Here is a 23793-nt window from a genome sequence, read left to right as displayed (position 1 = left end):
TCATTGCGAGGGTTTACCGTGAAGAATCGGACACAGGCAAGTTATAATAAATAAGTTCAAAAGGAAGGTATCGTAAGCAGTTACGAAAAACAAACCACAATTACTCCTTCTCCCCGTAAGCCAGGTCGCCCGCATCGCCCAGCCCTGGAACAATATACGAATGGCTGTCAATCTCCGGATCAATCGCCGCACACCAGATGGTTGTCTTATCTTCCGGAAACTTGCTCGCAATATAATCCACCGCCTGCCGGCTGGCAATCACCGAGGCCACATGAATCTCCGCCGGATGACCCTTGGTCAGCATCGCCTGATAGGTCAGTTCCATGGAACTGCCGGTAGCCAGCATCGGGTCGGTAATGATCAGCGTCTTATCATCAATCCGCGGTGAAGCGATATATTCAATATGGATATCGAACTTCAACGTATCTTTATATTTACGGTAAGCCGATACAAACGCATTCTCCGCATAGTCGAAATAGCTCAGGAAACCCTGATGGAAAGGCACGCCGGCGCGAAGGATGGTACTGATCACCAACTGGTTGGCAGGCACACTGACAGGAGCAATCCCAAGAGGGGTTTGCACCTCCTTTGTTGTATATTGAAATGACTTGCTGATCTCGTAAGCCATAATCTCGCCAATGCGCTCTATATTACGACGGAAACGCAAACGGTCCTGCTGAATCTGCACATCGCGGATTTCCAATATGTATTGATTCAGTACAGAGTTGGTTTCACTTAAATTAATGATTCTCATAGCCCAAAGTATTATTTATTCATTAAATATGCCACAAAGGAACAAATATAAATCTAATTTGCAATATGCAGATGGCAGATATTGTTATCGTTTTATAAAACCACCCCGATTAGGGAAAAATTTCTCTAATGGTGTGTTTATTTCTCGCATAAAGTATTACTTTTGTAGCCGGTTTACTAGGGCGTGAATCGCAAATAGTAAGAAAGAAGCAGATTACAACAATAATTATCATACCAAATCAATTAAATTAAAAAGAAAATGGCAAATTTAGATCTAAGCAAGTACGGTATTACCGGGGTGACTGAGATTGTACACAATCCGTCGTTTGACACTTTGTTCGCTGAAGAAACAAAACCAGGTTTGGAAGGTTTTGAAAAAGGTCAGGTAACTGAACTAGGCGCTGTTAACGTTATGACAGGTGTTTACACCGGCCGTTCTCCTAAAGATAAGTTCTTCGTAATGGACGAAACCAGCAAAAATACTGTATGGTGGACTTCTGACGAATATAAAAACGACAACAAACCAGTTGACGCAAAATGTTGGAATGCCGTTAAAACATTGGCTACTGAGCAACTTTCAGGTAAAAGACTTTTCGTTGTTGACGCTTTCTGCGGAACAAACGCTAACAGCCGCCTGAAACTTCGTTTCATCATGGAAGTAGCATGGCAAGCACATTTCGTAACAAACATGTTCATCCGTCCTACTGCTGAGGAATTGGCTAGCTTCGGTGAACCTGATTTCGTTATTATGAACGCTTCTAAGTCTAAAGTTGAAAACTACAAAGAACTGGGCTTGAACTCAGAAACTGCTGTTGTATTCAACCTGACAGAAAAGATCCAGGTTATCCTGAACTCTTGGTACGGTGGCGAAATGAAAAAAGGTATGTTCTCTTACATGAACTATCTGCTTCCATTGCAAGGTATGGCTTCTATGCACTGCTCTGCTAACACAGATATGGAAGGCAAAAACACGGCTATCTTCTTCGGTCTTTCAGGAACAGGTAAGACTACATTGTCTACAGACCCAAAACGTTTGCTTATCGGTGATGACGAACACGGTTGGGACGACGAAGGTGTATTCAACTTCGAAGGTGGTTGCTACGCAAAGGTTATCAACCTGAGCAAAGAAGCAGAACCAGATATCTACAACGCTATCCGTCGTGATGCATTGCTTGAAAACGTAACTGTTGCTGCTGATGGTAAAATTGACTTCAACGATAAGAGCGTAACTGAAAACACTCGTGTTTCTTACCCAATCGATCATATCGTAAACATCGTTAAGCCAGTATCTAAAGGTCCTGATGCAAAACAAGTGATCTTCTTGTCGGCCGATGCTTTCGGTGTATTGCCTCCGGTATCTATCCTGAACTCAGAACAAACTAAATATTACTTCCTTTCTGGATTTACAGCTAAATTGGCTGGTACAGAACGTGGTATTACTGAACCAACTCCTACTTTCTCGGCTTGTTTCGGTGCTGCATTCCTTTCATTGCACCCAACTAAATATGCTGAAGAATTGGTGAAGAAGATGGAAAAATCTGGTGCTAAAGCATACTTGGTGAACACTGGTTGGAATGGTAGCGGCAAACGTATCTCTATTAAAGATACTCGCGGTATCATCGATGCTATCCTTGACGGTTCTATCGACAAAGCTCCAACTAAGGTTATTCCTTACTTCGACTTCGTTGTTCCAACTGAACTTCCAGGAGTTGATTCTAAGATCCTTGACCCACGCGATACTTATGCTGAGGCTGCTCAGTGGAACGAAAAAGCGGAAGACCTTGCAGGTCGTTTCATCAAGAACTTCTCTAAGTTCACTGGTAACGAAGCTGGTAAAGCATTAGTTGCTGCTGGTCCAAAATTGTAAGCAGGCGGCAAGGTGCCGCACCCAGGTTCCATGCGGGCGGTAAGGTCCGCTAGCAGGTTCTATTAATACAAAACCCCTTAAGGGTAATGTAATATAAAGAAGGCGATTCCGGATGGGATCGCCTTCTCTGTTATATCCTTATTTTAATGCTTAAAAAGGTCGGTGCCATCCTAGTGAGATGCCCTAGGCATTCCATTGGTTTGCCTAGGGCATCCCAAGCACATAGTAACGGCATAATGATTAGCAACTTAGCTTGCCAAAAAAACAAGAAGTGTGATTAATAAACGTACGATTCGAAACGCCAAACCAACTCCGTATCCGGGATAGTTGTGGTACAGTTTACGAAGTTCTCATCCTTACCGGGATTAGCCGGATTGATATTCGCATAAGCATTCCAACCGGTTTTGAACTGCGCGGAATATTCAATAGAATGCTTAAACATCGCGCTTCCTTCAACCATAGGCTGGTTTTTACCGCTCAACGTAAAAGGACGGTCGGTATAATGATAATATATAAACGTTTTATTGGCAGTTGCTCCTGAACCCTCCCAGTCGGACAGGTAAATGCGCCCTACCTTTTCGTTGCCGTTATAAGCAAAGAAATCGCCCAGCTTTGCTACCCTCGCATTGGAATCGCTTGCTACGGTGGGCCAATGGCCACAAACGTCTTTGTCGGACCAATCGACTTTTTGAAGTTTATCCGAAGGGATCATAGAGGTGATTTCAAAAACAGCCTGCCCATGTATATACTGCGCCTCAACAGAGCCGATAACTTCCCAACAGGCACCGGTAATCTCTGCTACTACTTTATCAAAAACAACATCGGTTGGTATACCAGCCACATCGGCAATAGTTATAGTATAAGGTGGCAATGGCTCGTCGTCATCGTCCTTACAACCGGACATTAACCATGCAAAACCCAACATAAGTAAAGCAAATAGAATGGAGCGATAGCGGATGGATCGCAGATCGGTTTGGTTCATTTCATTTTTTGTATCTGTGTTCATATTCCTTCAACATTAGATATAATCGGCTTTCACTATCTTATGCAAAACTACAAAGAAAAATGGATAAATAGCAGAAGATGGAAATAAAAAAGGAGCTGTTTCAAGCTCCTTTTTATATTTATCTATCAATTCTTATTTGCGCGCTTGCGCTCGTTCTCATCTAAGATGATTTTACGCATACGCATGCTCTTCGGAGTGATTTCCACATACTCATCTTCCTTGATATATTCCAGCGCCTCTTCGAGCGAGAACTGTATCGGAGGAATAATACGCGCTTTATCATCGGCACCCGAGGCACGCATATTGGTGAGTTTCTTAGATTTAGTTACGTTTACTACCAGGTCTTTATCGTGCGAGTGCTCGCCTACTACCTGACCGGCATAGATCTCATCTTGCGGGAAGATAAAGAAACGGCCGCGGTCTTGTAGCTTATCAATAGCATAAGCAAAAGCCGTTCCGGATTCCATTGCAATGATCGAACCGTTTACACGTCTTTCAATCTCACCTTTATAAGGTTGGTATTCTTTAAAGCGGTGAGCCATGATGGCCTCTCCGGCAGAAGCAGTCAGTACATTGGTACGCAGACCGATAATACCGCGCGAAGGCATATCAAACTGCAAGTTCACGCGTTCGCCATTGTTCTCCATCATCGTCATTTCGCCTTTACGACGGGTCACCATATCAATCATCTTGCTGGCAAACTCTTCCGGTACATTGATCGTCAACTCTTCGATAGGCTCGCACTTCACTCCGTCGATGGTTTTGTAAATTACCTGCGGTTGTCCCACCTGCAACTCGTATCCTTCACGGCGCATAGTCTCGATTAAGACCGACAAGTGCAATACACCACGGCCATAAACCAACCATTTATCGTCCAACTCATTCTTCTGCACGCGAAGAGCCAGGTTCTTATCCAACTCTTTCATCAGGCGATCATGGATATGGCGGGAAGTGACGTACTTACCATCCTTACCAAAGAAAGGCGAATCATTGATGGCGAACAACATACTCATGGTAGGCTCGTCAATCGCAATGGTTGGCAACGGTTCGGGATTCTCGAAATCGCAGATGGTATCTCCAATCTCAAAACCTTCAATACCGATCAGGGCGCAGATATCGCCCGAAGATACTTCCTCCGCTTTTACGCGTCCAAGCCCTTCGAACACATGCACTTCTTTGATTTTCACCTTCTTGATTACACCGTCTCTTTTAGCCAGAGATACGTTCATTCCTTCTTTCAGTGTACCCCGGTGTATACGGCCTACGGCAATACGTCCGGTATACGAGGAATAGTCTAACGAAGTGATTAACATCTGTGGGGTACCTTCCAACTGTTCGGGAGCAGGAATGTTTTCGATGATGCAATCCAGCAACGGAGTGATATTATCTGTCGGCTGTTTCCAGTCTTCGCTCATCCAGTTGTTTTTAGCCGATCCGTATATGGTAGGGAAGTCTAATTGTTCTTCTGTTGCATCGAGGGCAAACATGAGGTCGAATACCATTTCGTGCACCTCGTCGGGGCGGCAGTTAGGTTTATCGACTTTATTTACCACAACAATCGGTTTCAATCCGATTTCCAGAGCCTTCTGCAACACAAAGCGCGTTTGAGGCATAGGACCTTCAAAAGCATCGACCAGCAGGATACATCCGTCGGCCATGTTCAACACACGCTCTACTTCACCCCCGAAGTCGCTGTGCCCCGGAGTATCAATGATATTAATTTTAGTACCTTTATAATTAATGGAAACGTTTTTCGAAAGAATAGTTATACCGCGCTCACGTTCTAAGTCGTTGTTATCCAGTATTAATTCGCCGCCCGACTGGTTCTCTCGGAATAAGTGTCCGGCTAAAAGCATTTTATCTACAAGGGTTGTTTTCCCATGATCGACATGGGCAATGATTGCAATGTTTCTAATATTTTGCATATAATACCTATTATTTGGGGTGCAAAGGTACTCATAATAAGTTGAAAGTTGAAAGTTGAAAGTTGAAAGTTGCGATGCAGCATATAATTTTATATGTATTAAGGTGGAAAAAGGTCTTTCTACACCCATTGAAGCCCAATTTTATCTAATTCCTTAAAACTTTCAACTTTCAACTTTCAACTTTCAACTTAATTACTTACCTTTGCACGCTCAAAGAAATATTTTAATTATATCAAAATCTGAAATTATGTATTTAGATTCAGCTAAGAAAAAAGAAATCTTTGAAAAGTACGGAAAGTCTAACACTGATACTGGCTCACCAGAGGCGCAGATAGCATTGTTTTCATACCGTATTTCTCACCTGACTGAGCACCTTAAGCTCAACAGAAAAGATTATAGCACTGAAAGATCATTAACGATGTTGGTAGGTAAACGTCGCAGACTGTTGAACTACCTGAAAGACAGAGATATCGAAAGATATCGTGCTATCGTTAAGGAACTTGGCTTGAGAAAGTAATCCGTTACTTTTTAGCTAAAAAGATTAAAGGCCGCCTCATATATGAGGTGGCTTTTTCTATTCTACACCCCCACCTTTCGTATTATGGACTTATCTCTTTACGGCGCCTTATATTTTTTGAGAAAAAATGCATTAAATATAAAGAATTGCTTATTTTTGCAGCTCAATAATATTAAATCATAACTTGGTTACGTCAAAAGAAGGATTATGGATACAAGTAAGATTGTCGGAGAGAAAATAAAAGGGCTCCGCGAAGCGAAAGCAATTACAGTTGAAGAGTTGGCCGAACGCTCAGGATTGGCTGTGGAACAAGTCGAAAGAATTGAGAATAATATAGATCTGCCTTCGCTGGCGCCGCTGATCAAGATCGCACGTGTGCTGGGTGTACGCCTGGGCACTTTCCTGGACGATAACAACGAAACCGGTCCGGCGATTACCCGTAAGATGGATACAAGTGATACCATCAGCTTCTCGAACAACGCGACGCACTCGCGTAAACACATGACGTACCACTCGCTTTCGAAATCGAAAGCCGACCGGCATATGGAGCCGTTCATTATTGATGTGGCAGCGTCGGAAGAAACAGATTTCATACTTTCTTCTCATGAAGGCGAAGAGTTTATCATGGTTATGGAAGGTACGATGGAAATCAGCTACGGAAAGAATAGATATATCCTCGAAGAAGGAGATAGCATTTATTATGACTCTATCGTTCCTCACCACGTACACGCCTTCGAAGGACAAGCTGCTAAAATCCTGGCCGTAGTCTACACCCCCGTATAGAGTTGAAAATTGAAAGTTGAAAGTTGAAAGTTACGATGCTACATGGTAGCTTTCAATCTTCAACTTTCAATCTTCAACTTTAAGAACTTTCAATTTTCAACTTTCAATTTTCAACTCTAAAAATGCAACTATTTGATAGAACGTTGGGGCAGTGGCTTGAACATTGGGCCGAAGAAACACCCGATAAAGAATACATCGTCTACTCCGACCGCAATCTTCGCTTTACCTGGAAACAGTTTAATGAACGTGTGGACAATATGGCCAACGGGCTGATATCTATTGGAGTAGGAAAAGGCTCGCACGTGGGAATCTGGGCGGCTAATGTACCCGACTGGCTGACAATGCTTTATGCCTGCGCAAAGATCGGAGCGGTATATGTGACCGTAAATACGAACTATAAACAATCCGAACTGGAATACCTCTGCGAGAACTCGGATATGCATACTCTGTGCATTGTTAATGGAGAGAAGGACAGCGATTTCGTCCAGATGACCTACAACATGCTTCCCGAACTCAGGACATACGAGCGTGGACATCTGAAGAGCGAACGGTTCCCAATGATGAAGAACGTGGTATATGTAGGCCAGGAGAAGCATCGCGGAATGTATAATACTTCGGAACTGCTCGTTCTTGGTGAGAACATGGACCATGCGCGGTTGAATGAGCTGAAGAGTCAGGTAAAATGTCACGATGTGGTAAACATGCAATATACTTCCGGCACCACCGGATTCCCCAAAGGGGTAATGCTCTCGCACCATAACATTGCAAACAACGGTTATCTGACAGGCGAGCACATGAAGTTCACGCAAGACGATAAGTTGTGTTGCTGTGTGCCTCTCTTCCACTGCTTTGGCGTGGTACTTGCTTCTATGAACGTACTGACTCATGGGTGTACACAGGTAATGGTGGAGCGTTTCGATCCGTTAGTTGTATTGGCTTCCATACACAAAGAACGTTGTACGGCACTTTATGGTGTACCTACTATGTTCATTGCCGAACTTAACCATCCGATGTTCGATATGTTCGACATGTCTAGTCTTCGCACCGGAATCATGGCCGGCTCACTGTGTCCTATTGAGCTTATGCGACAGGTACAGGAAAGGATGTTCATGAGAATCACCAGCGTATACGGTCTTACCGAAACATCACCGGGCATGACCCAGACGCGTATCGAAGATTCGTTTGAGGTGCGTTGCAATACGGTGGGAAGTGATTACGAATTTACAGACGTTAAGGTTCTCAATCCGGAGACGAACGAAGAGTGTGCCGTAGGCGAACAAGGCGAAATGTGTTGCCGGGGTTATAATGTGATGATAGGGTATTATAAAAATCCGCAGGCCACAGCCGAAGTGATTGACGCCAATGGGTATCTGCATTCGGGCGACTTGGGGGTAAAGGATGAGGAAGGCAATTACCGCATCACGGGGCGCATCAAGGATATGATTATCCGTGGTGGTGAGAATATTTATCCGCGCGAGATTGAGGAATTCCTTTATAAACTGGAGGGCGTTAAGGATGTTCAGGTAGCTGGTATTCCGTCTCCTAAATACGGCGAAGCGGTAGGTGCGTTTATTATATTAAAGGAGGGGTACCAGATGCAGGAATCGGATGTACGCGACTTTTGCCGGAATCAGATCGCACGCTATAAGATACCTAAATACATTTTCTTTATCGATGAGTTTCCAATGACCGGCAGCGGCAAGATCCAGAAGTTCAAGCTAAAAGACCTGGGCGTGGAACTCTGCAAGCAGCAAGGTGTAGAGATTATCTGATCTCACATTCTCCGTGCTTTTGCCAAGTGCTTGGCACTACACTGTCAAGCTGTTGACAATGTAGTGCCAAGCACTTGGCAGTGTAGTGCCAAACTGTTGCCGTCTGCGCTATTTGAAGACATTTATACGCAAAAGACGTAAAGGTTTTCATTGTGTTTTCCGTTATTTGCATCATAGAAACTTAAAGGAAAACACATGAGAATAGGAATAGACTTAGGAGGAACCAACATCCGCATCGGGCAAGTTCAGAATGGGGATATCATCAGAAAGGTTTCCGCACCGAGCCCTTCGCGGCAAGGGCTTGAAGAATCAATCGTGTACCTTAAGCAAACAATCGATACCTGCATCACCCCCGAATGCAAGTCGATAGGCATAGGTGTACCTTCCGTACTGGACAGCGAAAAAGGCGTCGTCTACAACGTAACCAATATCCCCGCATGGATAGAAGTTCCCCTGAAAGAGATACTCGAAAGCCACTACAGCCTGCCGGTATACATCAACAACGACTCCAACTGCTTCACACTGGGCGAGAAACGTTTCGGAGAAGGCAAACCCTTCCGGAATATGGTCGGCATCACCCTCGGAACAGGTGTCGGAGCCGGAGTCATCATCAACCACCAATTATACAACGGCAGCAATACCGGAGCCGGCGAAATTGGTTGCATCCCCTATCTGGAAAGAACCTACGAAGACTATTGCGGAAGCAATTTCTTCACCACCCACCACCAGATAACAGGTGCCAAAGCAGCCGAACTGGCAGCAGCGCAAGACCCCGCCGCCTTGCAGGTATGGAAAGAATACGGCACCCATCTGGGCAACCTGATACAAGCCACCCTGTTTGCTTACGACCCCGATGCCATCATCTTCGGAGGAGGTATAGCCAGCGCCTACCCATTCTTCGCCCACGCCATGCAAGAAGCCATGCAATCCTTCCCCTACCCCCAATCGTTGAAGAATTTGCAAATAAGGCTTTCCGTAAACCCGGATATTGCTATCTTAGGGGCAGCAGCCCTGGGCGAGAAATAATAAACTAAACAGACACCAAATGACCTTTTAAATATATATCATGAAACATCTAGTCAAGAACATTGCACTAACAGTCGTCTTTACCACATGCCTCTCTGCATGTGCCGAGAACGAAACCATGATGGCCAAAGAGATTCTACTATCCGACAACTGGGAAGTACAATCCTCAGCCGGCACCGAACGCTACCCCGCCACCGTACCCTCTACCGTAATGGGCGTACTCACCGCCAACGGTTTATACCAGGATCTGCTCGTAGGAACCAATTACAAAGACGCCGACCGCACCCCGTTCGACGTGTCGTGGTGGTACCGGACAACCTTCAAACTATCGCCCGAAGACGCACAGAAGCATATCAAACTACTCTTCGATGGAATCACCTACCGGGCCAACGTCTGGTTAAATGACACACAGATCGCTTCGAAAGAAGAAATGTACGGTGCCTTCTGCCGCTTCTCGTATGACATCACCGGACAAGTCAAAGAAGAAAACACGCTCGCCGTCGAAGTCTTCCGCGCACAAAAAGGCGAACCCAACATGGGCTTTGTCGACTGGAACCCTCGTCCGCTAGACGAAAATATGGGTATCTTCCGCGAAGTGCGCCTCTCCATCACCGGAGAAGTAGACATGTACAACACCTGGGTACAATCAAAAGTAAACACAGAAAGCCTCGACGAAGCCTGGTTAAGCGTAGAAACCCAGCTCGCCAACCTGTCCGACAAACCCGTCAGCGGCCAACTGAAAGGCAAGATCGAGAATATCAACTTCTCTATACCCGTAACCCTGAAAGCCGGCGAAACAAGAAAAGTTAAAATCACTCCCAACGATGTAGACCACCTGCACATCAAAAATCCACGCCTGTGGTGGAGCTGCGATTTAGGTAACCCGGAACTATACAACCTCGATCTCAGGTTTGTGGCCGACAATCAAGTATCCGCCCGCGAAAACGTCACATTCGGTATTCGCCAGATCGACACCTACCTCACTCCTCAGGGACACAAAGGATTTGTACTGAACGGCAAAAGAGTCCTGATCAAAAGCGCCGGCTGGACAGACGACATCTTCCTGAGAGACACCCCCGAAAGCAACGAAACCCAGGTGCAGTACGTAAAAGACATGAACATGAACTCCATCCGCTTCGAGAATATCTGGGGAAACAGCCAGAACATCTACGACCTTTGCGACCGTTACGGGCTGCTGTCTCTTGTCGGCTGGAGTTGCCAATGGGAGTGGGAAGGATATATGGGCGTACCCGACGACGATTACGGATGTATCATCACCGAACACGACATCAACCTCGTTGCCCGTTACTTCCACGATCAGGTTATCTGGTTAAGAAACCACCCCAGCGTATTTGCATGGATGGTAGGCAGTGACAAACTCCCCCGCCCGGAGTTGGAAAAGAAATATATGGAAATCTTCCCACAGATAGACGACCGTCCGTACATTGGCGCCGCCAAGACTCTGGTAAGCGAGCTCACCGGCCCGACAGGTATGAAGATGAATGGTCCTTACGAATATGTAGGTCCAAACTACTGGTATGTCGACACTAAAACCGGTGGCGCTTTCGGATTCAATACGGAAACCGGTCCGGGCTCCGAAATACCCATCTATGAATCTATCCGCAAGATGATCCCCGACGGTGAGCTGTGGCCTTTAAACAGTGCATGGGATTTCCATTGTACCACATCTACCACTGCGCTCAATTCAATGGCGGTGACTACAGAAGCGATCAATCATAAATACGGCGAAGCAAATAACCTGAAATCCTATCTGGACAGGGCGCATCTGCTCAACTACGAGTCGACCAAGAGCATGTTCGAGGCCTTCCGCGTGAATAAAGTCGAAGGAACGGGTATCGTTCAATGGATGCTGAATTCAGCATGGCCATCCATGTACTGGCAGTTATACGACTATTATATGACGCCTACACCGGCATACTATGGTGTTAAGAAAGGAAACGCGCTCAATCAGTTGATTTACAACTATGCCGATAATGGCATATATGCCGTCAACGAAAGCCTCGAAGACAATAATAACATGAAGGCTATCATCAGCGGGTATTCATTGGATTCTAAATCTTTATATACCGAAGAGATCACCTTCTCTATCGGCACGAATGCTTCACAGAAGATATTTGATATAGACAACTCCCACAAGAATACGTTCCTTAAACTGGTGTTGTTGAATAGCAATGGCGAACAGGTTGCAGACAACTTCTATGTACTATCATCTTCGGAAGATATCTACCTCTGGGAAAAAGCAAACTGGGTAGGCACCCCGATGAAAGAGTACAGCGACTTTAAAGACCTGGCAAATATTGCCTCTTCCGAACTGAAAATCAATGTAGTTGATCCCAGCAAAGACGGAGTAATTGCTCTGGAAATAGAAAACCCAACAGCGAATATTGCATTCTTTACTCAATTCTTATTGAAAGATGATAAAGGAGATGTAGTGTATCCCGTATTCTGGCAAGACAACTACATCAGTCTCCTACCGGGTGAAAAAAGAACCTTGCAATGTACATTCAATACGGATAAGATTAACGCGCAGCCTACCGAATTGAAAGTAACGGGATGGAACCTGAAGGAACAGATTATCGAACTGAAGTCTAAGTAAGAATCACGCATGAGGGTGTGTCATAACATCCTCCCCCTACCCCCTCCAAAGGGGGATAGGCTGCGCTACAAAGCGTTTCCGCAAGGTATCCCCCGCTGGCGGGGGCAGGGGGGTGGATGTTATGACACGCTCCCATATTAAATATTTTAGCTATATTTGTATTATCCGTAACCTATCACTTATGGCTAGACTCATCCTTTTAACCGATTTCTCCGAAGAATACGCCAAGCTGCTTCTGAAGGGAATAGTACAATACTCCAAAGAACACACCCCTTGGGTATTGTGCAAAATGCCCCTGTCCTATCGGGATGTACACGGTATAGAAGGTGTTCTGGAATGGGCATTAAAATGGAAAGCAGATGCCATCATCGGCCAGTTCTACCCAACGGATAAGATAAATCTATTCAAAGAAAATGGCATCATCGCCATTGCTCAGGACTTCAAAACCCGATTCAAGCAGATACCCAATATCACAGGGGCACATCATTTAGCCGGACGGATGGGCGCCAGCTATTTCATTCAGAAAGGTTTTAAGAACTTTGCGTTCTATGGTTTTAAAGACATTGTATGGTCCGAAGAACGCTGTACCGGTTTTAAGGACGAACTAATAGTCAACAACCTCGGTAATAAGTTCTTCGAATACCAAAACACAACATTCAAAGAACTGTGGTATTACGAACCCGAAAACCTGATCAACTGGCTTAAAGCCCTACCCAAACCCATCGGACTAATGACCTGTGATGATAACCAGGCGCATCACATCACCGAAATCTGTAAGCAGTATGAAATCAAAATACCCGAAGAAATAGCCGTGTTGGGCGTAGACAACGACGATGCAATCTGCTCACTAACCAATCCACCGCTATCATCCATCAACCAGGCTGTAGAAAAGGGAGGATATGAAACCGCAAAGCTTATCGACCAACTGATGCAATCTCCTGACATGCCTTATGAAGATATTATTGTATTACCCACGCATGTTATAACAAGACAATCAACAGATATATATGCTACAAACGATAAATATATCGCTATCGTACTTAAGCATATTCACCAAAACATCGACCAGAAGTTGAACGTAAACGACATATCCCGGTTAGTACCCTTGTCGCGCCGCTTGCTTGAAACGAAATTCAAGCAAGTCACCGGGCTACCGGTATACGCTTATATATTTAAGCTCCGCATTGAGAAGTTTGCTCAGACCATGCTGGAATCTTCGGCACCCATTGTAGAGATCGCCATGAATCTGGGGCTCTCGGATTATAAAAACATCTCCCGCCAATTTAAACAGGTAAAAGGTTGTACCCCGTCGGAGTATCGTCTTATCCATTCCTTGAAACGATAAAGTTATACAAAGGATTTGATTTACTGTAGGGGCGGTTCGCGAACCGCCCGATGACACACAGAAAGCGGTTTCCTGCACTTGGGCGGTTCGCGAACCGCCCCTACAGTAAATGGATTCCTTTTGGACAGGCTTATCCTTTTTACAAAACAATCAAATAGTTTGATCAAAGGGCAACGTAAAGTAAAACGTTGTACCTTCGCCTTGTTTAGAGCGTGCCCAGATACGGCCACCCATTTTCTCGACCAGCATGCGCGATAAGGCCAGACCCAGCCCGGTGCCTTGCACAAAGTTGTTCACCTTTCCGAATCGTTGGAAAATGGTAGCTATTTTATTAGCAGATATACCTATACCCGTATCTTTCACATAGAATTGAATAGCCTCATCCTTACGTTCAAAGCCAAAATGAATTTCTCCTTTCTGGGTGAATTTTATAGCATTATTCAACAAGTTCGAGATAACTTGTCCCAACCGGTCCCAATCCGTGGTGATCCACACTTCCTGGTCCACCTCATCCAACATCAGTTTCACACCATATTGTGTGGTATGGCGATGTCTTTCGAACTGATCCGAACACATTTCTTGTAAAATCACCGGACGAGGAGATAAAGTCAACGAGTCCGATTCGATGGCAGACAAATCGAGTATATCATTAAAAAGATGTAATAACAGATTAGAGTTCTTATCGACAATATCAATATACCCCCACTTTTCTTCTTCCTCCTTTGCCTCTATTGCTAGTTTAGAGAAACCCACAATAGCATTTAACGGCGTACGTATCTCATGACTCATATTAGCCAAGAACGAAGATTTCAGTTTATCAGCCTCTTCTGCTTTGATGCGAGCTTCTATCAGCTTCTTCTCTGCTTTCCTTATCTCGGTTGTATCCCATGAAAGACCTACAATATAAGGATGATCCGTTTCAGGGTAAATCACGATCTTAGAGGTAACCATCATCCGTTTTTCGCCACTGGCCGTCATTGTTTCCTCTTCGTACTCAATGCGTCCCTTTTCAAGAGCCTCAAGATCTTCTCCATAGAAACGATCCATCATTGTCTTATCCAGGAAAAGTTCATAATCATTCCGTCCAATGGCATCCTTAGCCGCAACACCCGAATGCTCGGCAAAAGCCCTGTTCCAGTACAAGTAACGATGGTCATTACTCACATCTTTAACAAACAGGTAGATGGGTACATTATCCAATATCTCATTAAACAACATATTCAAGCGGGCAATTTCACTCTGTTGCTTTATCCGCAATGACACATCGCGGACAAAACACCACAATACCTCCTCGCCGGCTTCATTTAGCAGAATATTGGCAAACACCTCATAGGTGCCTGATTCGGATTCTTTTTCCGGTTTAGGAATCAGATAGCGCATTTTACTATGCTCCCTACGAACATCCGAAACCATATTATTCCACAGTATGACTGTATCCTGATCCAGGAGTTCGCGAATATTATAGTTCTTTACATCGCCCAACAGTTTGTATTCGGCAATAAAACGATCATTGGCAAAGTATAGCTGTCCATCCATTTTGACTGCCAGAATGCCCTCTTTGGCATTGCTCATGGCATACTTCAACGTTTCCAGTTCCTTATATGCCCGCACCCGTTTAGAAATATCCCGGCAAACACAAAGCAGGTATCCATCATCCAACGGAGAAATTGTATGCTCGAAGTAATGAAGCTTATCGCCAAGCATTAATGAGTGTTCTCCCACAGCAGGTTTGCCTGTAGTTATTACCTTTTGCATCGTTCGTTTCAAACGTGCATACTCTTTTGCAGGAACAAGTTCTTGTAAAAGTTTATTTGCCAACTCAGCAGGAGGAACATCGGGGACGTGATTGGTATCGTCCCGGGAAAGCATCTCAATGAGCCGCCCCTCATAATCGAATACCACAAGCATATCTGTTAAGGCATCCAGAATTCGTATAGCATACTTTTCTCGAAAACCAGATTCCTTTTGAGTGACCCGTTCTTCCCTGGCATCCTGAAGTTCAAGTTCAAGTGCCTCAATAACAGCTAAGAGTTCTTCTTTTGATTTTCCGTTATAGCAACTCATGTAAGAGGAATGTTGTTTTATCTATTCACACAGGCGAAATAGCATACGCAAAAATACAACTAAATTTCAATATTCCTAATTCTGCGACAAAAATTCTTGGAAGGAATGGAAGGAAGAGAGTATAAGGAAGAAATTTAAGGAAGTATAGCATTGTCACAGAGTTAGAATGTTCTATCTTTGCACAGATTTGAGTTTTAAGTTGTGAGTTCTGAGTTGTGAGTTTCCTGCGGCATCAGAACTCACAACTCAGAACTCCCAACTTAAAACTTAAAAAAACATGTCTACACAATTATTCTCTGAGCTGCCCTACAAAGTGGCAGACATTACGCTTGCCGACTTCGGTCGCAAGGAAATCGATCTGGCAGAAAAAGAAATGCCCGGCCTTATGGCTCTTCGCGAAAAGTATGGAGAATCAAAGCCTCTAAAGGGGGCCCGCATCATGGGTTCACTGCACATGACCATCCAGACGGCTGTACTTATCGAAACGCTGGTTGCACTGGGAGCCGAAGTGCGTTGGTGCTCATGCAACATCTACTCTACTCAGGACCATGCTGCTGCTGCAATTGCCGCATCGGGTGTTGCCGTATATGCCTGGAAGGGCGAAACGTTGGAAGATTATTGGTGGTGTACGCTGCAAGCGCTGAACTTTGCCGGGGGTAAAGGTCCTACTGTTATTGTTGACGATGGGGGCGATGCAACCATGATGATCCATGTAGGCTATGAGGCTGAAAAGAATGCCGCTATTCTGGATAAGCCTGTTTCTGCCGAAGATGAAATTGAACTGAATAAGATACTGAAAAACGTTCTTGCCGAAGATAAAGATCGTTGGCACCGTGTGGCTCCCGAGGTACGTGGTGTTTCGGAAGAAACAACAACAGGTGTTCACCGTCTGTACCAGATGCAGGAAGAAGGCAAACTGTTGTTCCCTGCATATAATGTAAACGACTCGGTTACCAAGTCGAAATTCGACAACCTTTATGGTTGCCGCGAATCTCTGGCAGATGGTATTAAGCGTGCCACAGACGTAATGATCGCCGGTAAGGTGGTGGTGGTATGCGGATATGGCGATGTGGGTAAAGGCTGCGCACACTCTATGCGTTCGTATGGAGCACGTGTAATGGTTACCGAGATTGACCCGATCTGCGCGTTACAGGCAGCTATGGAAGGTTTTGAAGTAGTCACAATGAACGATGCATGTAGCGAAGGCAATATATTTGTTACCACTACCGGAAACATTGATATTATCCGTATCGATCATATGGAGAAGATGAAAGACCAGGCTATCGTTTGTAACATTGGGCACTTCGACAATGAAATACAGGTAGAGGCTCTGAAGAGTTATCCGGGCATCAACCGTGTGAATATCAAACCACAGGTAGACCGTTACTTCTTCCCCGACGGACATTCCATTATCCTTCTGGCCGACGGTCGTCTGGTAAATCTGGGATGCGCAACCGGTCACCCATCGTTTGTAATGAGTAACTCATTCACCAACCAGACGTTGGCGCAAATTGAATTGTACAATAAAGAGCATGCTATCAATGTATATCGCCTGCCTAAATACCTGGACGAGGAAGTTGCCCGCCTGCATCTTGAAAAGATTGGCGTGAAGCTGACTAAGCTGACACGTGAACAGGCCGAATACATCGGCGTACAGGTGGACGGTCCTTACAAGGCGGAACATTATAGATACTAAAGGGATTTACGATTTGACTATTTACGATTGACGATTGAAGTTACTCATTCAACACAACTAACTTCAATCGTAAATCGTCAAATCGTAAATATCAAAGACTACTAATATCAATCGTAAATCGTAAATAGCCAAATCGTAAATGAAAAAGGTTCTCCCCGATATTATCGCCATACTGGCTTTCATCGCTATTTCTTATGTGTATTTCCTTCCTGCGGTATGGGAAGGACGCATTCTGTTTCAGAACGATACCGTGGCCGGTGTAGGTGCCGGACAGGAAGCAATAGAATACTACGAGCAAAATGGTGAACGCACGCGTTGGACGAACTCCATTTTCGGGGGGATGCCCACTTACCAGATATCTCCAAGTTACGATTCAACCACACCGTTGTCATTTGTAGGAAAAGTATATCATCTGTTCCTGCCCGATTATGTGTGGTACATATTCGTTATGATGCTTGGATTCTATATTCTGCTCCGTGCATTTGGCGTATCGGTCTGGCTCTCCACATTGGGGGGCGTCATCTGGGGATTCTCTTCCTATTTCTTTATACTGATCTCCGCACAGCATATCTGGAAATTAATTACGCTGGCCTATATTCCACCCACTATTGCGGGAATTGTACTGGTTTACCGAAAGAAGTATATACTTGGGGCCGTGGTCACAGCCTTGTTTATTGCGCTGCAAATCCTGTCGAACCATGTGCAGATGACGTATTACTTCCTGTTTGTTATCCTCTTTATGGTTATTGCTTTCTTTGTAGATGCATACCAGAAGAAAGAGTTGCCCGAGTTCTTTAAAGCCAGCGCTATCCTGATCGTTGCCGGACTTATTGGTGTATCGACCAATATATCCAACCTGTATCACACGTACGAGTACAGTAAAGAGACGATGCGCGGAAAGAGCGAATTGAAGCAGGAAGGTGTTGCAGCGGCACAGCAAACCAGTAGCGGACTGGACCGAGATTATATCACGCATTGGAGTTATGGCATCGGTGAGACGTTTACATTGATGATACCCAACACCAAAGGAGGCGCTTCCGTTCCGTTGAGCCACAACCCAAAGGCGATGGAGAAGGCCAACCCGATGTATTCTAACCTGTACTCTCAGTTTACCCAGTATTGGGGCGACCAGCCCATGACATCCGGACCGGTGTATGTCGGTGCGTTTGTTGTTATGCTTTTCATTCTGGGAATATTCATTGTGGAAGGCCCAATGAAATGGGCTTTGGTCGGGGCAACCGTACTCTCCATTCTGTTGTCGTGGGGAAGGAATTTTATGGGGCTTACGGACTTCTTTATAGATTACATCCCGATGTATAGTAAATTCCGTGCCGTATCGTCCATTCTGGTGATTGCCGAGTTTACCATCCCTTTATTGGCTATCTTCGCATTGAAGGAGATCTTCGAGAAGCCGCAGATATTGAAAGAGAAGATGAAGTATGTTTATATCAGCTTTGGGGTTACAGCAGGTTTAGCACTGTTGTTCGCCATAGCGCCCAAGCTCTTCTTCTCATCCTATATCCCTGCTGCCGAACTATCGGCCTTGCAAAGGGGCTTACCCGCCGAGCATCTGGCTCCGTTCATTGCCAATCTGGAAGAAGTACGCATCTCGTTGTTTACGGCCGATACCTGGAGAAGTTTCTTTATCATTGTTATCGGTACGCTCCTATTATTGCTTTACAGATCCGGTAAGTTGAAAACCACATGGACTATCGGTGCGATTGTTGTGCTTTGTCTCGTCGATATGTGGCAGGTAAACAAGCGTTATCTTTCCGACGATCAGTTCATTCCGGCTACCCAGAAGATGGAGACTTTTAAACTCACCGAGGCGGATAAGATTATCCTGGAAGATAAGTCATTGGACTACCGCGTTCTGAATCTGTCAACCAGTCCTTTCAGTGAGAATATCACCTCTTACTGGCATAAAAATGTGGCAGGCTATCATGCTGCTAAACTGCGCCGCTATCAGGAAATGATCGACCGTTATATCGGCAGCGAGATGCAGAACGTATATAGTGGAATAGCTACTGCTGAGGGAAATATGGCGGATGTTGATCCGAACGGATTCCCTATACTGAATATGCTCAATACCAAATACTTCATTCTACCTGCCGGTGAAGGAAAAACCATTCCTATACAAAACCCGTATACATTCGGCAATGCCTGGTTTGTGGAAAACGTGAAGTATGTTAACAATGCCAACGAAGAGATTGATGCACTGGCAACCGTGCAACTTACAGAAACAGCCGTGGCCGATGCACGCTTCAAAGAAGCATTGAACGGTATGGAAAGATCAACCAAAGATTCGCTTGCTTCTATGCGTATCACCAGCTATCAGCCCAACCACCTGATATACGAAAGTTCATCAGAACAAGGTGGTGTTGTAGTTTTCTCCGAGATTTATTATCCGGGATGGAAAGCGACCATTGATGGGCAACCGGCTGAAATCGGACGGGCTAACTATATATTGCGCGCCATGAATATTCCGGCAGGTAAACATACGATCGAAATGCGGTTTGACCCAACCAGCCTGAAAGTGACAGAGGGTATTGCGTATGGCGGTTTGGCGCTACTACTTATAGGGGTTATTGTTCTACTCTTGCAATATAGAAAAACGCTGAACGGAAAGGAATAAGGAAACGTTCCTCATTACGGAAGATTTCTATCCCGTAATGAGGAATATTTCGTTCAATTTTATAACCACATTTAATGCGTATACCCTGAGTTTTCCGACGCCTTGTCTGTTGATGAAGAATAAAATCATTCGCGAATACTTCCCAGATATTCATCCTTGAGTTCCTTTATTTTTCCCATATCATACAACTTAATGAGTGCCACCGATATGCTATCCATCCACACACTATGGCTCTTTGATGAAGCAAAGGCATACTTATCCGGATGGAAAATATTGCCCACCACTTTCATCTTTTTCTCCCTGTTTGTGTGTACATAATATTCCAGCACGGGGGCATCACCTACAATAGCATGAACCTCTTTTCTGTTCATGCCCTCGGCTGACAGAAGAACATTATCGTATGCAATGGTTTGGATGCCGATATTTGCCAGAAATTTTTCCTCTACTCCTCCAGCTTCCACCCCAACGATTTTCCCGGATAAATCAGACAAGGTGTTTACCTCCGAAGTTAAAGACACCTTTGTCATACTGCTGGTTATCGTGGAAGTAACATAGGCAATCATCCCTATTCCGGAAATCATCCATATAGTAGCCAAAATATGTCCGAACCAACCAAACCAGCCAAACACCTTACTATCAATAGAGCCATTGTTGATGACTGACATCAGGTTATAAAGACTCAACGAAAAACCTTCTTTCCATTTCTTGGGGAATTCCGGGTCTTTACGACGAAATACAATAGTAGTCAATACAGTAAGCAGCAACAGGATCAGTGCTATCCACAGATAGGATTGCAACTGTCCGTTATCTTTCATTTCATCCCACAACAGGCCCTTTTCATCATCTCTGACCATAATACGCAATCCGCCATCGTACCAAGGAAAGGAAAATTTCATTACCTGTGCTCTTTCGTAAGTTATGGTCAGATTGGTTACTGCTACATCTATTTCTTCCTGTTGAATTCCTCTCTGTAGGTTTTCCAATGAATTATACTCTACATACTCCGTAACGAAGTTCAATTCCTGTTCCAGCATTTTCCAAAGGTCAATAGCCATACCAGTGTACCAGCCATTTGAGTCGACCATGACAAACGGTGGGCTATGAAATATTCCGACTCTTACTTTTTGTAATTTTACCTCTTGCAGGTTCCGGGCTTGACCGGGGTTCCAAAACACAAACAGGAAAACGAGGCAGGCAAGTGTTTCTCTCATATGATGAAGATGGTTAGTTGTTCGCTCTGTGAATATAATTCTTTTATTTGAAAAAAGATTGTATTCTTAAATACTTTGTGTGTTTTTGCGTGAATGCTAATAAAAAAAAAGAGAAACATTTAATATGCCATATACCGGTAAAGAGCCGTTTCTTTTGTTAATATCTGTTTCAAGACCCATATTCTTTTTAATAGATATTAAAGATTTTGTCGTAATTGTACAATTGCGAAAAAGTCGCTTTGGCCTTTTTATAGATTTAAAGATTGTTTAAGTCCTACATAATGAACATAGTAACAAAATAATATATACTCCCCATTTTATATAATAGTAACTATAACGGTAACCCGAGTTTTAAATAAAACCCAAATTAATAAAGTAATGGACAAAAAAAACATTCGTAGGCGCGAAGTATATATTGCGCCACAAGTCGAAGTAATTGAAGTAGAGAACGAAGGAGTAATGGCTCTTAGCGGAGGTAAAATTGAAAGTGGTGGCGAATTTTTTAGTAGTCAATCTTCGCGTAACAGAAGTAACACCCATCAAAGTGCTGGCGCTCTGCAAGATTTGGAAGATACAATAAACGACCTTTTTACTTATTAAACAACAAACCAAAGAAATTAACAAAGAAAAAACAGATCAATGAAAGCAAAATATTTGATAGCATATATGGCAGGTGTACTGCTGGTAAATGGATTGACAAGTTGTAGCAATGAATCTGAACCATTGGAAACTGGCATCCCCGATGAGGAACAAAAAATGACGCTCATCGCCCGTCTTGGAGAAGAACCGGATACGCGTATGCAATACGTAGAAGATGGAACTGTATTCAGAGCCAAATGGACAAATGAAGATAAGCTTGCAGTCTACGGATCATCAGGTAAACATGAATTCTTCAATTCGCTCTCGGCAGACCAATCGGAATATTCAACCGCGTTTACCCGCACCTTCCCCGGAACAGCCAGTGACTATCCGGTTTTCTACCCCTATAAGAAAGCAAGTGAAACGAAGGAACAACTCCAACTTGCAGTGGCCGGACAAAAACAAACCGGAAACAATAATAGAGATCATATTACCGACTACGACTATATGACTGGCAATGCAACCTTAAGCGGAGAGTCAGGAACCGTTGAAGCCACAGTAGCGTTGCAGCGTGAGATGGCAATGATAAAGTTTGTATTAACAATACCCGGTTATAACAGTACAGCAGATGGTAGCATACAAAAAGTAAGTATTGGCAATGATACCGAGCAACTTTTTTACTCCACCAAAACGCTGGGCAGCAGTGATGCTCCAAACGCTTATACTGCCTCCCTGGAGTTGGCCGGACTCACAGACCTGGACATCAGTTCAACCCCTCTTACCGCTTATATGATGTTCATCCCGGTGAGTATTAGCGGAAAAGAAATCACAATTGCTGTTGATTGTGAAAATACATCGTACAGCTACACGCAAACCACATCTAAATCTTATAGTGTTGGTTATTACTATACAGCAACAATCAGTACAGGATGGGCAAAAGAAACGAAAGCAATGGCAACACCATCCAACTGTTATTTATTAGGGCCCGGTGAAGACATTACAATCCCTGTAAGCCGTGCCAATGACTTTACTACGTCAATAGGTGAAGCCGATGCTATTGGTGATACCAATGAACTGACCGCTGAACTGGTTTGGATGGATGCCGAGGATTTGGTTACTCTTTCAACTGTAGGCAAAGGCAAAACCGGTGGTATAAAAGTAACCGCTGNAAGTAACCGCTGCCACAGGTAAATCGGGTAATGCCCTTGTTGCTGTTAAGGTAGGTGATGAAATTAAATGGTCATGGCATATCTGGGTAACAGACTACAGTCCTGATCCTGAAACTGATACCTGGATGAACCGTAACCTGGGCGCCATAACTAACGAAAAGGGTGCTAATGGTTCTACTGGTTTGTATTACCAATGGGGGCGTAAAGATCCATTCCCCGGCTCGGCTTCAGCTACTGCTAGCACCGAGCCTGTTATCTACTCTCCAGCTAATCCTACAGGAATCACACACTCCCTGAAAACAAATACATCTGTGCAAACCATTGTTTGGACAGTGGTAAACCCTGATACCTTTATTGAAACTAATGGTAGTTCATGGATGGAAAACTCTACCGATAATGATCTTAACTGGAATACTGTCGGTAATAAAAAAACTCTTTTAGATCCTTGCCCGCAAGGTTATCGTGTACCTTCAGATAATGCATGGGCTGAGCTTACTACAGATAACTTCCTTGGTGATGATCCTTATCTGGGTCGTTATGCAGCTGCCCATGGTGGTTGGTATCCGGCTGCGGGTTTGCGGCATTATAGCTATGGAGGGGTGTTAACAGGCGTTAAATATGATAGCTATTACTGGGCCAACACGAGTTATGATGCGAAAGAAGCCTATATATTGTACTTCAGAAATGGTTCAGTCAACCCTCGACATTATAATAGTCGTGCATACGGCATCCCTGTGCGGTGTGTGGCAGAATCAAACTAGCAACTTTTAGGCTCTATTCAATAACTAAAGTGAACCTTAAACTTTGATCGCATTGTTAAGGTTCGCT

Annotated in this window: 17 protein-coding genes; 12 read left to right on the top strand and 5 right to left on the bottom strand. The window is 44.3% G+C overall.

Annotated features, from left to right (window positions below):
- Positions 1-100: 100 nt before the first annotated feature.
- Positions 101-754, bottom strand: a complete 654-nt coding sequence (gene upp, locus D0T87_RS08540; RefSeq protein WP_163174716.1) for a uracil phosphoribosyltransferase — start codon at positions 752-754, stop codon at positions 101-103.
- 258 nt (positions 755-1012) lie between these two features.
- Between upp and pckA the strand changes: the two genes are divergently transcribed.
- A complete protein-coding gene (gene pckA / locus D0T87_RS08535) occupies positions 1013-2620 on the top strand; it encodes a phosphoenolpyruvate carboxykinase (ATP) (RefSeq protein WP_163174715.1) in 1608 nt (535 codons plus the stop codon).
- A 277-nt stretch (positions 2621-2897) separates the two neighbouring features.
- Here pckA and D0T87_RS08530 read toward each other — a convergent pair whose 3' ends face one another.
- On the bottom strand, positions 2898-3626 hold the full coding sequence (locus D0T87_RS08530) for a hypothetical protein (protein WP_163174714.1): 729 nt from the start codon (positions 3624-3626) through the stop codon (positions 2898-2900).
- Positions 3627-3751: 125 nt separating this feature from the next.
- Positions 3752-5551 carry a translational GTPase TypA gene (gene typA, locus D0T87_RS08525; RefSeq protein WP_163174713.1) on the bottom strand — a complete coding sequence of 600 codons (1800 nt, stop codon included), beginning with the start codon at positions 5549-5551 and terminating at the stop codon, positions 3752-3754.
- Between the two features lie 247 nt (positions 5552-5798).
- Between typA and rpsO the strand changes: the two genes are divergently transcribed.
- The 6 genes from rpsO (at position 5799) to D0T87_RS08495 (ending at position 13611) form a co-directional block, all read left to right on the top strand.
- Positions 5799-6068 carry a 30S ribosomal protein S15 gene (gene rpsO, locus D0T87_RS08520; protein ID WP_163174712.1) on the top strand — a complete coding sequence of 90 codons (270 nt, stop codon included), beginning with the start codon at positions 5799-5801 and terminating at the stop codon, positions 6066-6068.
- Positions 6069-6275: 207 nt separating this feature from the next.
- The gene (locus D0T87_RS08515) at positions 6276-6851 is read left to right on the top strand and encodes a helix-turn-helix domain-containing protein (protein ID WP_163174711.1); all 576 of its coding nucleotides are present in this window, start codon (positions 6276-6278) and stop codon (positions 6849-6851) included.
- Between the two features lie 122 nt (positions 6852-6973).
- Positions 6974-8623, top strand: a complete 1650-nt coding sequence (locus tag D0T87_RS08510) for an AMP-binding protein (protein WP_163174710.1) — start codon at positions 6974-6976, stop codon at positions 8621-8623.
- A gap of 195 nt (positions 8624-8818) precedes the next feature.
- Positions 8819-9649 (top strand): ROK family protein, encoded by an 831-nt coding sequence (locus D0T87_RS08505; RefSeq protein WP_163174709.1) that lies wholly within the window; start codon positions 8819-8821, stop codon positions 9647-9649.
- Between the two features lie 40 nt (positions 9650-9689).
- Positions 9690-12266, top strand: a complete 2577-nt coding sequence (locus tag D0T87_RS08500) for a sugar-binding domain-containing protein (protein ID WP_163174708.1) — start codon at positions 9690-9692, stop codon at positions 12264-12266.
- 181 nt (positions 12267-12447) lie between these two features.
- Entirely contained in the window at positions 12448-13611 is a 1164-nt protein-coding gene (locus D0T87_RS08495) for a DNA-binding transcriptional regulator (RefSeq protein WP_163174707.1), read from the top strand.
- Positions 13612-13761: 150 nt separating this feature from the next.
- Here D0T87_RS08495 and D0T87_RS08490 read toward each other — a convergent pair whose 3' ends face one another.
- Positions 13762-15675: an ATP-binding protein gene (locus D0T87_RS08490; protein WP_163174706.1), complete on the bottom strand. Its 1914-nt coding sequence runs from the start codon at positions 15673-15675 to the stop codon at positions 13762-13764.
- A gap of 277 nt (positions 15676-15952) precedes the next feature.
- On the opposite strand from D0T87_RS08490, the gene ahcY reads away from it, so the two are divergent.
- Positions 15953-17371 carry an adenosylhomocysteinase gene (ahcY, locus tag D0T87_RS08485; RefSeq protein ID WP_163174705.1) on the top strand — a complete coding sequence of 473 codons (1419 nt, stop codon included), beginning with the start codon at positions 15953-15955 and terminating at the stop codon, positions 17369-17371.
- Between the two features lie 139 nt (positions 17372-17510).
- Positions 17511-20006 (top strand): YfhO family protein, encoded by a 2496-nt coding sequence (locus D0T87_RS08480; protein WP_163174704.1) that lies wholly within the window; start codon positions 17511-17513, stop codon positions 20004-20006.
- A gap of 125 nt (positions 20007-20131) precedes the next feature.
- Here D0T87_RS08480 and D0T87_RS08475 read toward each other — a convergent pair whose 3' ends face one another.
- On the bottom strand, positions 20132-21217 hold the full coding sequence (locus D0T87_RS08475; RefSeq protein ID WP_163174703.1) for a transporter substrate-binding domain-containing protein: 1086 nt from the start codon (positions 21215-21217) through the stop codon (positions 20132-20134).
- Positions 21218-21595: 378 nt separating this feature from the next.
- Between D0T87_RS08475 and D0T87_RS08470 the strand changes: the two genes are divergently transcribed.
- From D0T87_RS08470 to D0T87_RS08460, 3 genes are all read left to right on the top strand, one after another.
- Entirely contained in the window at positions 21596-21817 is a 222-nt protein-coding gene (locus tag D0T87_RS08470) for a hypothetical protein (RefSeq protein ID WP_163174702.1), read from the top strand.
- Between the two features lie 39 nt (positions 21818-21856).
- Positions 21857-22987, top strand: coding sequence for a fimbrillin family protein (locus D0T87_RS08465; protein WP_163174701.1), 1131 nt, complete (start codon positions 21857-21859; stop codon positions 22985-22987).
- A 103-nt stretch (positions 22988-23090) separates the two neighbouring features.
- Positions 23091-23726 (top strand): FISUMP domain-containing protein, encoded by a 636-nt coding sequence (locus D0T87_RS08460; protein ID WP_163174700.1) that lies wholly within the window; start codon positions 23091-23093, stop codon positions 23724-23726.
- Positions 23727-23793 lie beyond the last annotated feature (67 nt).

It is taken from the genome of Bacteroides sp. 51 (assembly GCF_010500965.1).
In the GTDB taxonomy this organism is placed as follows: domain Bacteria; phylum Bacteroidota; class Bacteroidia; order Bacteroidales; family Bacteroidaceae; genus Bacteroides.
The sequence above is the reverse complement of the archived record's forward strand: the minus strand, read 5'-3'. Positions and strand labels throughout refer to the sequence as shown.

Excerpts from the sequence above, each read along its gene's own strand:
- upp (WP_163174716.1), bottom strand. The coding sequence starts at position 754 with ATGAGAATCATTAATTTAAGTGAAACCAACTCTGTACTGAATCAATAC.
- pckA (WP_163174715.1), top strand. The coding sequence starts at position 1,013 with ATGGCAAATTTAGATCTAAGCAAGTACGGTATTACCGGGGTGACTGAG.
- D0T87_RS08530 (WP_163174714.1), bottom strand. The coding sequence starts at position 3,626 with ATGAACACAGATACAAAAAATGAAATGAACCAAACCGATCTGCGATCC.
- typA (WP_163174713.1), bottom strand. The coding sequence starts at position 5,551 with ATGCAAAATATTAGAAACATTGCAATCATTGCCCATGTCGATCATGGG.
- rpsO (WP_163174712.1), top strand. The coding sequence starts at position 5,799 with ATGTATTTAGATTCAGCTAAGAAAAAAGAAATCTTTGAAAAGTACGGA.
- D0T87_RS08515 (WP_163174711.1), top strand. The coding sequence starts at position 6,276 with ATGGATACAAGTAAGATTGTCGGAGAGAAAATAAAAGGGCTCCGCGAA.
- D0T87_RS08510 (WP_163174710.1), top strand. The coding sequence starts at position 6,974 with ATGCAACTATTTGATAGAACGTTGGGGCAGTGGCTTGAACATTGGGCC.
- D0T87_RS08505 (WP_163174709.1), top strand. The coding sequence starts at position 8,819 with ATGAGAATAGGAATAGACTTAGGAGGAACCAACATCCGCATCGGGCAA.
- D0T87_RS08500 (WP_163174708.1), top strand. The coding sequence starts at position 9,690 with ATGAAACATCTAGTCAAGAACATTGCACTAACAGTCGTCTTTACCACA.
- D0T87_RS08495 (WP_163174707.1), top strand. The coding sequence starts at position 12,448 with ATGGCTAGACTCATCCTTTTAACCGATTTCTCCGAAGAATACGCCAAG.
- D0T87_RS08490 (WP_163174706.1), bottom strand. The coding sequence starts at position 15,675 with ATGAGTTGCTATAACGGAAAATCAAAAGAAGAACTCTTAGCTGTTATT.
- ahcY (WP_163174705.1), top strand. The coding sequence starts at position 15,953 with ATGTCTACACAATTATTCTCTGAGCTGCCCTACAAAGTGGCAGACATT.
- D0T87_RS08480 (WP_163174704.1), top strand. The coding sequence starts at position 17,511 with ATGAAAAAGGTTCTCCCCGATATTATCGCCATACTGGCTTTCATCGCT.
- D0T87_RS08475 (WP_163174703.1), bottom strand. The coding sequence starts at position 21,217 with ATGAGAGAAACACTTGCCTGCCTCGTTTTCCTGTTTGTGTTTTGGAAC.
- D0T87_RS08470 (WP_163174702.1), top strand. The coding sequence starts at position 21,596 with ATGGACAAAAAAAACATTCGTAGGCGCGAAGTATATATTGCGCCACAA.
- D0T87_RS08460 (WP_163174700.1), top strand. The coding sequence starts at position 23,091 with ATGAACCGTAACCTGGGCGCCATAACTAACGAAAAGGGTGCTAATGGT.